Source organism: Niabella insulisoli, from assembly GCF_039652435.2.
GTDB lineage: Bacteria > Bacteroidota > Bacteroidia > Chitinophagales > Chitinophagaceae > Niabella > Niabella insulamsoli.
The window spans coordinates 2034529-2046560 of sequence record NZ_CP190246.1 but is presented as its reverse complement, the minus strand read 5'-3'; the positions used below and the strand labels follow the sequence as shown (position 1 = coordinate 2046560).

At 44.1% G+C, this 12032-nt stretch carries 12 protein-coding genes; 6 read left to right on the top strand and 6 right to left on the bottom strand.

From position 1 onward, the window contains the following. Nucleotides 1–47: 47 nt before the first annotated feature. Nucleotides 48–1574, bottom strand: coding sequence for a DUF4270 family protein (locus ABDK00_RS08695; RefSeq protein ID WP_346238436.1), 1527 nt, complete (start codon nt 1572–1574; stop codon nt 48–50). Between the two features lie 41 nt (nt 1575–1615). Continuing rightward, entirely contained in the window at nt 1616–2428 is an 813-nt protein-coding gene (locus tag ABDK00_RS08690; protein WP_346238437.1) for a glycogen/starch synthase, read from the bottom strand. Nucleotides 2429–2500: 72 nt separating this feature from the next. Between ABDK00_RS08690 and panC the strand changes: the two genes are divergently transcribed. The 4 genes from panC to ABDK00_RS08670 are packed head-to-tail and all read left to right on the top strand — an operon-like array spanning nt 2501 to nt 5322. Beyond that, entirely contained in the window at nt 2501–3349 is an 849-nt protein-coding gene (gene panC, locus ABDK00_RS08685) for a pantoate--beta-alanine ligase (protein ID WP_346238438.1), read from the top strand. Between the two features lie 50 nt (nt 3350–3399). Then, nucleotides 3400–3828 (top strand): OsmC family protein, encoded by a 429-nt coding sequence (locus ABDK00_RS08680; protein WP_346238439.1) that lies wholly within the window; start codon nt 3400–3402, stop codon nt 3826–3828. A 22-nt stretch (nt 3829–3850) separates the two neighbouring features. Continuing rightward, entirely contained in the window at nt 3851–5038 is a 1188-nt protein-coding gene (locus ABDK00_RS08675) for a trans-sulfuration enzyme family protein (protein ID WP_346238440.1), read from the top strand. Nucleotides 5039–5052: 14 nt separating this feature from the next. After that, a complete protein-coding gene (locus ABDK00_RS08670; protein ID WP_346238441.1) occupies nt 5053–5322 on the top strand; it encodes a hypothetical protein in 270 nt (89 codons plus the stop codon). On the opposite strand, the gene lhgO is transcribed toward ABDK00_RS08670, so the two are convergent. Genes lhgO through pdhA form a run of 4 tightly spaced genes read right to left on the bottom strand, consistent with a single transcriptional unit; the run spans nt 5315 to nt 8766 of the window. Then, nucleotides 5315–6532 carry an L-2-hydroxyglutarate oxidase gene (gene lhgO, locus ABDK00_RS08665; protein WP_346238442.1) on the bottom strand — a complete coding sequence of 406 codons (1218 nt, stop codon included), beginning with the start codon at nt 6530–6532 and terminating at the stop codon, nt 5315–5317. The two genes, ABDK00_RS08670 and lhgO, sit on opposite strands and share 8 nt — an antisense overlap. 37 nt (nt 6533–6569) lie before the next feature. Continuing rightward, entirely contained in the window at nt 6570–7046 is a 477-nt protein-coding gene (gene ribH / locus ABDK00_RS08660) for a 6,7-dimethyl-8-ribityllumazine synthase (protein WP_346238443.1), read from the bottom strand. Between the two features lies 1 nt (nt 7047). Then, the gene (locus ABDK00_RS08655) at nt 7048–7746 is read right to left on the bottom strand and encodes a tetratricopeptide repeat protein (RefSeq protein ID WP_346238444.1); all 699 of its coding nucleotides are present in this window, start codon (nt 7744–7746) and stop codon (nt 7048–7050) included. A gap of 24 nt (nt 7747–7770) precedes the next feature. After that, nucleotides 7771–8766: a pyruvate dehydrogenase (acetyl-transferring) E1 component subunit alpha gene (gene pdhA, locus ABDK00_RS08650; protein ID WP_346238445.1), complete on the bottom strand. Its 996-nt coding sequence runs from the start codon at nt 8764–8766 to the stop codon at nt 7771–7773. Between the two features lie 228 nt (nt 8767–8994). Here pdhA and ppk1 point away from each other — a divergent pair, with 228 nt between their 5' ends. Continuing rightward, nucleotides 8995–11049, top strand: coding sequence for a polyphosphate kinase 1 (gene ppk1, locus ABDK00_RS08645; RefSeq protein WP_346238446.1), 2055 nt, complete (start codon nt 8995–8997; stop codon nt 11047–11049). A gap of 28 nt (nt 11050–11077) precedes the next feature. Continuing rightward, nucleotides 11078–11965, top strand: coding sequence for an exopolyphosphatase (locus ABDK00_RS08640; RefSeq protein ID WP_346238447.1), 888 nt, complete (start codon nt 11078–11080; stop codon nt 11963–11965). The last annotated feature ends 67 nt before the right edge of the window (nt 11966–12032 follow it).

Here is a 12032-nt window from a genome sequence, read left to right as displayed (position 1 = left end):
AATATAATAGCTGCACCCGTTTAAATAAAATTTATAATATCAACAAGTTATTTAAGTTTCGAATAAATAATCCGCAACTTCATTTTTTGTGTGGGATGATTGCCTCCGCCGAGGCGAACGCGGCTACTGGCTGGAGCTCCTGTAGTTTGAACAGCGATTTTTGCTGTACCAGAGTTTGGATTTCCATTTTCTATCATCATATTAAAGGACATATGCAACCTAAGATCGCCTGTAGGCACGGTTCCTTTAAATAAATATTGAACGTATCTTGTTAAATTAAATTTCCATTCTTTTACTCGATTACCCGCCGGATCGGCTTTAAAGAAATGCCTGGAACCAAACTGTTGATAGCCCACGGCAGAAATTGTATAAAAAGTTCCTAACTGGTCGACAGGCGCTAAATAGGAATTGGCAATGGTATAGGGAATCGTTTTGTATTTGTTGGCAGTACTATCAAACAAATCCAAGAATAAAGGAGCAGTGTTAAACAATGAGTCCTGGGGATGCGCAATTTGCTCCATCTGTAACTCGGCTAAATGCACGATGCTGTTTTGAAGGCCTTTCAATCCAGGAATTTTGACTTTGGCATAAGCCCCTGGCGTATTCTGGATATAAACAATGTCGTCCGCCACATCGTCACCAGCCGTTGCCTCTACCTGTGTTCCTGAATAGTCCCTTCCTATATAATTCGCCGAAGCTGATAAAGGTGTCGTAGAACTGCTAGAACCGGTTGAAAACAAAAAATAAGCTACCGTATCTCTCATTTCACCTGGTGTAGACGGATTTTCATACTTGTAATAGAAGGCTAACTTGGTAACAGTACCCAACCCAAAGCCCATGATGGAGTTGCCACTGGTAGACTTCAAAGCAAAACCTTTAAACTTAAGTCGAAATAAGGAATCGGATGAATAGGCGTCGGAAGACGTACCACTCGTATCGTAGTTAATCATACGTTGGCCAAAAGAGTTGCTCAAAGGAATTCTTAACTCGTTTGCAACCGAAGGGTTCGTACTGTCTTTATATATTTTTATTGAATCATTCAGCGTGTAAGGCAAAACAGTTTTTGTACCCAAGACTGTGGCTGTAACAAAATTGTTTTCACGCATCATATAGCCGCTGTCCAAATTATATGTCGGCCGAAAATTGGTAGCCGGGTCTAACTCCGAAACCTCCACCGTTTGCGGCGTCAGTGTGTCTCCATAAGTGTTAACATAACCTAACACCAAAACGACTGAATCCAATGATAATTTTGACGGGATATTTCCAAAACTAAATTTATAACGCTGAGGCTTCAACTCAAAAAACATTCTTGCATCGGTCCTACCAAAAATCGGGTCATTCATTTGGCCCAAATACTGTAAATCGGCATAGGAAGATCGCGCAGAATCATCAGCAAAAGAAAAGATACCGTTATACGTTTCCACGTCTAAGGTCGTATCAAAAGTGTGCACATTATCAACCGGTGGAATAAGGTCCTGGCCCAGCTCGGTAGGCAGGTTGATCTTATTACAAGAGAAAAGAACGGCCAACGAAAAGGAAATTATGGCAAAAAAGAATACTAATGATTTCTTCACACAAAAGATTTTGAAAAGATTGATACGGTACGTTTTATAAATTATTCCGCAAGATCGTTATACAGTTGTAAATACTCTGTTAAATCAGAATCTTCCTTAAATTGAAGCGTCTTTTTGCCTCTCACTTTCGTAAACTCTGCCAGCAATTTTTTATCCACATTGGGCGCACCAAACGTGATCGCATCGGCATAAGTAGCGCCGCCCCTGAGCATAGCCGTGTTGGTTCCTTCTTTAAAAGGCTCCAGGTCTTTTTCCTTAATTGAAGGGTGAATCAGCGCTTTGGGAATAAAACCTTTGCCCAGCTTTTCTTTAAAAGTGTTTTCGCCAATCGTAAATACGATTTTGCTGTGGGCAAACACGGGCTCTTTTTTATAAATTGTTTTCAGGTAAGCCGGTATCAACCCCGTCATCCAGCCACTACAATGAATGACGTCGGGGCTCCAGCCAAACTTTTTAACGGTTTCCAAAGCGCCTTTGCAATAAAATACAGTCCTGAGATCGTTGTCTGAAAACCATTTTTCCTCATCGTCATGAAATAAGGTTTTGCGCTTAAACAACTCTTCATTTTCTAAGAAATAAACCTGAAGGCGCGCACTTGGCAGGGAGGCCACTTTGATCTGCAAAGGCATATCATCATTATCTACAGAAACATTGATGCCCGAAAGGCGAACCACTTCGTGAAGGCGGTGCCGGCGTTCATTGATCACACCAAACCGAGGCATGATGCACCGAACTTCAAAACCATTATCATTGGCTTTGATGGCTAGCTTATTCACAATTTCTGAAAACTCAGTCAACTCTAAATACGGCGACATTTCGTTGGCAATAAATAAAATTCTTTTCTTTGTTGACATGCTTTAGCAATTTTTAAAGGCTGCAAAGTTACAGATTTATAGCCAATCGGCATGATATTATAAAACATACTAATGAAAGTATTTAAAAAGATAAGCGACATACAAGCCTTTCTTTCCGGGCAAAAACAAGCGGGCCGCAGGGTTGGATTTGTGCCCACAATGGGAGCGCTCCACCGCGGTCATACCACGCTTGTTGCCGATTGCAAAGCCGCCTGTGATGTAGCAGTAGTCAGCATTTTCGTAAATCCTACCCAGTTCAACGATCCTAAAGATCTTGTCCGGTATCCACGCACCATCGATCGGGATCTGCAGGCCCTTATCAATGCCGGTTGCGATATACTGTTTTTCCCTGAAGTAGCAGAGATATACCCACCGTCAGAAATAACAAGATTTTATGAGTTGGGAACCCTGGAGAAGGTTTTCGAAGGCGCTTACAGGCCCGGGCATTTTCAGGGTGTTTGCCAGGTGGTAGATAAGCTGTTTGCGATTGTCAGGCCTGATCAGGTATTCTTTGGCCAGAAAGATTATCAGCAGTGTATGGTGATCAAAAAGCTGCTACAAATGACGCCGGGCCATCAAGCAATTGAAATGACGATAGCGCCTACTATTCGCGAAGCCAACGGCCTGGCCATGAGCAGCAGGAATATGAGGCTGACTCCTGAAGAGCAGGTAAAAGCGGGCGCGATTTATCAAACCCTGCAATCTATTAAAGAAGGTTTGCGACCTGGCGATATAGCAACGTTAATTGAAGCGTCGCGAAATGCGTTAGAAAGGAAAGGCTTTATCGTTGATTACGTAAGCGTCGCCAATGCACAAACCCTTACTCCAATAAATAAGTGGGATGGCGAAAAACCGCTGGTGGCCTTAGTTGCAGCCTCTTTATCCGGCGTCCGGCTGATTGACAATATGATTATTGCCTAGTTGGAAAGCTGTTAAAATTCGAATACCTTTGCACTGCAAAAAAAACAACAATGAATACGGTAAAGTTAAAAAGAGTACACGGAGATTATGGTTTTGACACGATCAACGAAAATGGTACCGTAGTTAAAACAGATACCAATCCTCAGATGGGCGGCCAGGAATATGGCGCTCGCCCCATGCAACTTTTGCTGAATGCGCTGGCGGCATGTTCGAGTATTGATGTCATCAGCATTCTCAAAAAGCAACGGCAGGAAGTGATCGATTATGCAGTAACCGTCAACGGTGAAAGAGAGCCGAATGTGGAGCCTTCCTTATGGAAAGATATTGAAATGATCTTCGAAATTACAGGAACTGTTGACGAAGATAAAGCCAAACGAGCCGTCGAAATTTCGATCAACAAATACTGTTCGGTAGCGATCACACTGGTAAAAGCCGGAGCAACTATTCGCACCAAAGTAATCATTCACCCTCAAAGCTAATCACCTTTAAATTCTTTTTCACTTGAGCAACGACAGACAACTTCATCCTTCTACTATAGCCGTGCGGACACAAACACCCCGCACAGCGCAAATGGAACATTCTACACCGGTTTTTTTAACCAGCAGTTTTACTTTTGAAACAGCGGAAGCCATGCGCGCGGCCTTTGCCGACGAGTCGGATGATAATATATACAGCAGGTATAGCAACCCTACCGTTGATGAGTTTGCGCACAAAATGGCGCTCCTTGAGAAATGTGAAGCGGGTTTTGCGGTGGCCAGCGGCATGGCGGCAGTGTTTAATTCTTTTATGGCTTTATTAAAGGCCGGCGACCACCTGCTATGCTGCCGTTCCATGTTTGGAGGAACCAATACGGTTGTAACCAAATTTCTTGGAAAATTCGGAATAGAATACAGCCTGGTTGATGCCGCAGATATCGATCAATGGGAAAGCTTTGTAAAGCCCAATACGCGCATGCTTTATCTCGAAACGCCGACCAATCCGCAATTGGAGCTGATTGATCTTGAAAAAGCAGGCCAGCTCGCGAAAAAGCATAACCTGATTTTTAACGTCGATAATTGTTTTGCCACACCTTTTTTGCAAACTCCTGCCGATTTCGGCGCGGACCTGGTCATCCATTCCGCGACCAAATGGATTGACGGGCAAGGTCGCGTGTTGGGCGGTGTCATATCGGGTAGAAAAGCATTGATTGATGATATTTATTTGTTCTGCCGCAATTCCGGGCCTACGCTTTCTGCGTTCAATGCCTGGGTGCTCACCAAAAGCCTTGAAACGCTTGAAGTACGCATCGCGCGACATTCAGCAAATGCGTTGAAAGTGGCGCAGGCGCTCGAGAAAAACGACAAACTCGAATGGGTGAAATATCCCTTCCTTCCCTCCCATCCGCAATACGATATTGCTAAAAAGCAAATGAGCGCCGGCGGTGGCATCGTGTGTTTTGAGGTTAAAGGCGGCGTGGAAGCGGGGCGAAAATTTATGGACGCTTTACAACTGCTGTCTTTGACGCCCAACCTTGGCGATTCGAGAAGTATTGCGTCGCACCCTGCCAGCACAACCCACTCTAAGTTGAGCGAGGAAGATCGAAGCAAAGTCGGCATTACGCCTGGTTTGATAAGAATTTCTGTTGGGCTGGAACATGCTGATGATGTCATCTACGATATTGAACAGGCCTTGTCAGCTATTGGATCATAATTAAATTCAGATGTATGCCTAAAACCGATCTTGCTGATTTATCAACCGAAACCTTATCGCAACAAAAAAAATCGCTCGCACAGACTTCCATCGGGCTGGCCGCCGCGATGGTCGTGGCCTGCACGATCCTGTTCTACTTAATTTTAAAGAATAAAAATTACGCGCTGATAGCGGTCATACCAGCCTGCATGCTGTCGCTGATCCCCAGCTTTCTCCGCCTGGGTCAGATCAATGCCGAATTAAAACTTAGAAAGAAACGTCAAAACACCCAACCGCTTAGCTAAAAAACGCTTTCTTAGCCATATCGCAAACGGCGTCGCCAATAGACAGGGAAGCCGTGGCGGCCGGGCTGGGCGCATTTAAAACGTGAATGCTATTGTGGCCGTATTCTATACGGAAATCATCTTTGGTATCGCCTTTTTTATTCAGGAGCATGGCGCGGACCCCACTTCTGCCGGGTTTAAGATCATCTAAAGTAAGGCTTGGGATAAGACGCTGTAATGTTTTAAGAAACTGCTGCTTAGAGAAAGCCCGATAGTATTCATTTAATCCGAAACGCCAGTTATCACGAAATAGTTTCCAGGTGCCGGCATACGAAAGCGCATCCATGGTATCTTTCAAACTGAAATCAGTTTTCTTATAGCCTTCGCGTTTGAAAGTGAACACCGCGTTGGGCCCGCATTCTACTTCGCCATTGGTCATGCGTGTAAAATGAACGCCCAGAAAAGGGAATGCCGGATTAGGCACCGGGTAGATCAGGTTTTTCACCTTATGCCGGGCAGCTTCGGTCAGTTCATAGTAATCGCCTCTGAAACCTACAATCTTTTCTTCTATCTCAACCCCCTGCTTCAAAGCCAGTTTATCAGACTGCAAGCCTCCGCAAAGCACCATCTTGCGCGTTGAAAAAGCGCCCCGGCTGGTATAAATGGTGTTTACCTCATTTTCGCTCGAAAAACCCGTCACTTCATAGCCCAGGCATATCTTACTATTGGAATTAATTTGTAAAATAAGTTCAGCTAATTTATTGGTTACCGCTACAAAATCAATGATACCGGTGCAGCCAACCCAAAGGCCTTCAATGCCGGTGCAAAAGGGTTCTATTTCCCGGATTTCTTCAGCTGTTATTTTTCTGACATCTTCTACTTCGTTTTGAATACCGTGGTTATAGATCTTCTCCAAAAAAGGAAGTTCACTGCGATCCGTGGCTACAATGACTTTTCCGCAAACATCGTGGGCAATATGGTGTTCCCTGGCAAAAGCCACAAGTTCGCGCCTGCCGGCAACGCAATTTTTAGCTTTATACGACCCCGGTGTATAATAAATTCCGGAATGAATCACGCCCGAGTTGTGGCCGGTTTGATGAGCAGCCAGGGCGGTTTCCTTTTCGATTACTAATACAGAAAGATCGGGAAAGGCTTTTTGAATTTTATACGCCGACGCCAGCCCTACTATGCCGCCGCCAATAACGGTTACATCATATAGTTTTGAATCCAATTCTGGTAAGTTTAAAAATCAAATAAGTGGGTTCCTGTTATTCCAGCATTTTCATGGCGGTGATCGCTGCTTCTTCGCCCTTATGGCCATGCTTTCCGCCGATTCTTTCTAGCGCCTGCGCTTCGTTGTTCACGGTCAGCACACCGAAAATAGTGGGAATGGGCAGCGTCAGGTTTAACTGTAAAATACCTTCAGTCACCATTTTGCAAACATAGTCAAAATGAGGCGTGTCGCCCTGTATCACCGTGCCGAGTGCAATATAGGCATGAGGTTCATCAAATTGTTGTTTTGAACGGCTCCAGTGGCGGTTGATAGCAAAGGGGATTTCCACACAGCCAGGAACCACAACGGTTTCAGTTCTTGTATTATATTGTTGCAAAACGCGCAAACATCCACTTTCGAGTTCATCGACTACGTTCGCGTTCCACTCCGTTTTGACCAGAACAATAAAGGCATCCTGCTTGAAGATGCCTGTATCGTTATTTAATAAATTACTGTTGCCGGTTGAAGCCATATTAATTTACATTGTATACACCCAATTGCGCCAGATATTTATCCGCCTCAAAACCCTGCTGCGTTCTGGGGTATTTTTGTTTTAATTCTTTATAAAGGCCGATTGCCTCTTCTTTGTTATTCAGCACATGCTGCGCCAGGTAAGCGCCTCTGAATAGGGCTTCCGAACTTGCCTGCGGATCGGCATCGAAATGATTCGCTGCTTTCTTATAATAGTCCAAAGCTTCCGCCCCTTTACCCAAATCGCCATACGCGTCGCCCAAAAGAGCATATGCGCGCTGTTGGATTTGCTTGGAATCGGTGCTAAAATCTTCAAGATACTTTACCGCTTTATCGTTCTGGTTCAATTTGATAAAACAAACGCCTGCGTAGTATTTAGCGAGGTTGCCGCTTGGCGTGCCGCTGTAGCTGTCGGCAATCTTAACGAAACCAGGGTTTGCACCATCGCCATTCAGCGCAAGGTTGATGGAGTCGGCTGCGAAATATTTCTCTGCAGTAAAAATTTTATCCAGCGCTTCGGCTTCTTTGGGGCCTTTAACGAAATGCTTGTAGGCGAAAAATCCTCCCACCGCCACTATAATTACGCCCAAAAAAAGCGCGATATTTTTTCCGTTTTTATTCCAGACTTCTTTTGCCTTTTCTACCGGATCGTTGGTTTCAAGTGATTCGTTCTCAGCTCTGGTATTGATATTATCTGCCATTTTATTTGAAATAGAAATTTACAATTAGTCAACAATAAAAGGATAGTTCTGATCCATATACACATCCTTTAATACTTCATCGTCATTGGGGAAAGGGCTCTCTTCGGCAAATTTCACCGAGTTGGCTACCACTTCTTCACAACGCGTGTCGATTTCGGCCAGCGCCTCTTCAGTCGCGTATTTATTATCCAATATATTTTTCTTCAAAATGGCGATTGGATCTTTCGATTTATATTCGTCCACTTCGTCTTTGGTTCTGTATTTCTGAGGATCGCTGATCGAGTGTCCTTTGTAGCGATAGGTTTTTATTTCCAGCAGCGTAGGCCCGCCTTTTTCGCGTGCGCGTTTTACCGCTTCTGCAATCGCATCGTGAACCGTTTCGGGATTCATCCCATCTACCACGTAGGAAGGCATATCAAAACCGGCGCCCAGTTTGTAAATATCGGTAACATTTGAGGTCCGCGCTACCGAAGTCCCCATGGCGTAGTTATTGTTTTCGCAGATATAAATCACGGGTAATTTCCACAGCATCGCAAGGTTAAAGCTTTCGTGCAAAATGCCCTGGCGTGCCGCGCCATCGCCGAAGAAGCAAAGTACCACATTGTCGGTATCCTTATAATGCTCGGCAAAGGCAAGTCCGGTGCCTGTGCCGATCTGCGCGCCCACGATACCGTGTCCGCCATAAAAGTTTTCTTTTTTACCGAAAAAGTGCATGCTGCCGCCCTTACCCTTCGCACAACCGGTTGCTTTTCCATAAAGCTCGGCCATACAACTGTCTACCGACACTCCTTTCGCAATCGCCAACCCGTGATCGCGATAAGCCGTAATAAACATGTCTTCGGGTTTTGTTGCGGTCATGCAACCCGCAGCTATGGCTTCCTGCCCCACATACGCGTGAAAAAATCCACGTATTTTACCTTCCATTTTATACTTCTCTTCTGCCGTAAGTTCAAACTGGCGAATCAACTGCATTAATTCATACCAGTATAGATATGTCTCTTTAGAAAATTTTGTTGCCACCTGCTAAATTTTTGAGTAGCAAAAGTAAGGGAAAAAAGGATTTAAAACTAACGGCCGCTACGATTAAATGCAATCTAAAAAAGGGAGTCGGTCGCCAATCAGACGAGGCGGCGTTGTTCTACCTTATATCAAAAAATAATAAATATTTAAAGCATCGGAATGCGCCCCGTGCTTTACGATGGCTATTTTTATCAGATATTTTTTCTATATTGAAATTTTAATGACAACATGTTGAAACTGATTCCCCGAGATATAAGCTGGCTGTCTTTTAACGAACGCGTATTGCAGGAAGCCTCCGACCATTCAGTGCCGCTGCGGGAGCGTGTCAAATTCCTGGGCATTTTTTCCAACAACCGAGACGAGTTCTTCCGCGTAAGGGTAGCTTCTTTAAAACGGATGCTGGAAATTGAGACCAAAATGAAAATGCACTCTGAAAAAAATCCACAGAAAATCCTGGATGAAGTGCAGCGCCTCAACACCGAACAACAACTTTCATTTGAAAAGGTCTGGACAGAAGTATTGGCGGAGCTCAACCGGAAAAATATATTTCTGAAAAACGATAAGCAACTCAATGCCGAGCAAAAAAAATTCATTCTTGATTTTTTCGATAACGAGATCAGCGCCAATATCGTTCCGCTGATGGTGGAGAATATTAAGAAATTCCCTAACCTTAGAGACAAATCTATTTTTTTGGGGATTGCCATGTCGAAAACGACCGACAAATCGGATCGCAAATATGCGATTATCGAAGTGCCGGTAACAGCGGTGGGCGGCCGTTTTATTGTCCTGCCTTCCAAAGAAGGCAGCCATGATATTATGCTGCTTGAGGATGCCATTAAATTTAATCTGCCCGATATTTTCAGTTTTTTAGGCTACGATGAATTTGAGGCTCACATTTTTAAGTTTACCCGTGATGCGGAACTCGATATTGACAATTCGGATACGACGACCATCATTCAAAAGCTCGAAAAGGGATTAAAAAATCGTAAAAAAGGGAAACCCATCCGCCTTTCTTACGATGAAAATATGGACGCCGGTTTTCTGGAATACCTGCTCAACCGGCTTGGCCTGTCGAAAAAAGACAACCTGATGCCTGGCGGCAGTATTCATAATTTTCGGCATTTTATGGATTTCCCTTCTGAAGTATTTACTGACAAGGCCAAACGCAAACAGCCTTTCATCCATCCCCTGCTGCTGGGTGAGCGCGTGGGAGATGTGTTGCAGCGCCGCGATGTGCTCCTCAATTTCCCCTACCATAGTTTTACGCCGGTCATTGACATGATTAGGGAGGCCGCTTTCGACCCCGATGTCATCTCCATCAAAATTGCCTGTTATCGCCTGGCTTCGCAGTCGAAAATCATCAACGCCCTCGTAAATGCCGTCCGCAATGGTAAAGATGTAACGGTGATGATGGAATTAAAAGCACGCTTTGACGAAGAGGCCAACCTGCAATGGCAACAAACCCTCACCGATGTGGGCGCTAAAGTCCTCACCGGCATCCAGGACATGAAAGTACATGCGAAGATCTGTGTTATAAAAAAGCGGGTTAAAGGGAAAACCACCCATTATGGCTTTGTCAGCACGGGCAACGTAAATGAAAAAACAGCAAAATTATACGGCGATCATTGCCTGCTGACCGCTAACCGGTTTATCATGGCAGACATCAACCGTATTTTTAATTTTTTGCAAAAACCTTCGACCGGGTTTCACTTTCTCGAAAAATGCAAAACCCTCATCCCAAGCCCGGGTTTCATAAGAACTGAATTGAACAAATTGATCGACTATGAAATCACAGCGGCAAAAAAGGGGCATGATGCGGAAATTATCTTGAAAATGAACTCGATGGCTGACGCCAAACTGATAGAAAAGCTTACCGAAGCAGCTAAAGCTGGCGTGGTCATTAAGTTAATCGTGAGAGGCATCTTTTGTATGCAGTCGGAAAATAAAAAATTCAAATACCCAATAAAAGCGATCAGTATTATTGATGAATACCTCGAACATGCGCGGGTTTGGGTGTTTCATAATCGAGGCAATCAAAAGGTTTACATCTCATCGGCTGACTGGATGATCAGAAATATAGAGCACCGTATAGAAGCCACCTGCCCTGTAAAAAGCCCGCAACTCAAGCAGGAATTGATTGATATTTTGAATATTCAGCTAAAAGACAATACTAAGGCAAGGATTTTGAACAACGAACTGAATAATGAATATGTAGCCAGCAACGAAGAAGCCGTAAGGTCGCAGGAAGAAATTTATAATTATTTGGTGAATAAAAGATACTAAGCCGATACCCTTTAAAACAGGAACATTCATGAAACTCGCAGCGATAGATATTGGTAGCAATGCCGCAAGATTGTTGATTACAGATGTTTTTCTGGATAAAAAAAAGCAGCCCGAATTTATTAAATCAAACCTCGTGAGAGTGCCACTGCGACTGGGTTTTGACGTATTTGAAACCGGCGAAATATCAGCGACAAGAGAAAGCCACCTGATAGAAACGATGAAAGCTTATCGAAGTTTGCTCAACGCTTATGAGGTAAAACATCTCAAAGCCTGCGCTACCTCGGCGATGCGCGACGCCTCCAATGCCGATCGCATTCTCAAAAAAGTAAAAAAAGAAACCGGTATTGAAATCGAAGTTATTTCTGGCGATATCGAAGCTGCGTTGATCTACGAAACACATATTGCCGAAGGCCTGGAAAAAGATATTCTTTATGTTTACATCGATGTGGGCGGTGGCAGTACCGAGCTGACGTTTTTTTTGAACGGACAGATTGTTTTTAAGCAGTCATTCAATATTGGCACCATTCGCCTTTTAAAGCAACAGGTTGCAGAAACGCTTTGGGAATCGATGAAGGAAACCATCAAAACCCAGGTGAAAGGCGCAAAAAAGGTAATGGCTATCGGAAGCGGTGGCAATATCAATAAAGTTTTTTCTTTATCCAAACGCAAAGAAGGCAAAGCTTTATCGCTGGCGCTGCTCCGCGACTATTACAAAGAGATGAGTAGCCTTAGTTTGCAAGAACGCATGAGCGCTTACAAAATGCGAGAAGACCGGGCCGATGTCATCATTCCTGCCCTGCTTATTTATGTGAATGTACTTAAATGGGCCGGAGCCAATGAAATACTTATCCCTAAGATCGGCCTTGCAGATGGGCTCATTCACGCTTTATACGATGAAGTCATTCGGTCATTATAAAATCTTATATCGCCAAGCGGCAGTTTTTCCCGGAGCGCCGTAGCTTTTAAAAACCTTCGATAATTTA

Excerpts from the sequence above, each read along its gene's own strand:
- ABDK00_RS08690 (WP_346238437.1), bottom strand. The coding sequence starts at position 2,428 with ATGTCAACAAAGAAAAGAATTTTATTTATTGCCAACGAAATGTCGCCG.
- panC (WP_346238438.1), top strand. The coding sequence starts at position 2,501 with ATGAAAGTATTTAAAAAGATAAGCGACATACAAGCCTTTCTTTCCGGG.
- ABDK00_RS08680 (WP_346238439.1), top strand. The coding sequence starts at position 3,400 with ATGAATACGGTAAAGTTAAAAAGAGTACACGGAGATTATGGTTTTGAC.
- ABDK00_RS08670 (WP_346238441.1), top strand. The coding sequence starts at position 5,053 with ATGCCTAAAACCGATCTTGCTGATTTATCAACCGAAACCTTATCGCAA.
- ribH (WP_346238443.1), bottom strand. The coding sequence starts at position 7,046 with ATGGCTTCAACCGGCAACAGTAATTTATTAAATAACGATACAGGCATC.
- ABDK00_RS08655 (WP_346238444.1), bottom strand. The coding sequence starts at position 7,746 with ATGGCAGATAATATCAATACCAGAGCTGAGAACGAATCACTTGAAACC.
- ppk1 (WP_346238446.1), top strand. The coding sequence starts at position 8,995 with ATGTTGAAACTGATTCCCCGAGATATAAGCTGGCTGTCTTTTAACGAA.
- ABDK00_RS08640 (WP_346238447.1), top strand. The coding sequence starts at position 11,078 with ATGAAACTCGCAGCGATAGATATTGGTAGCAATGCCGCAAGATTGTTG.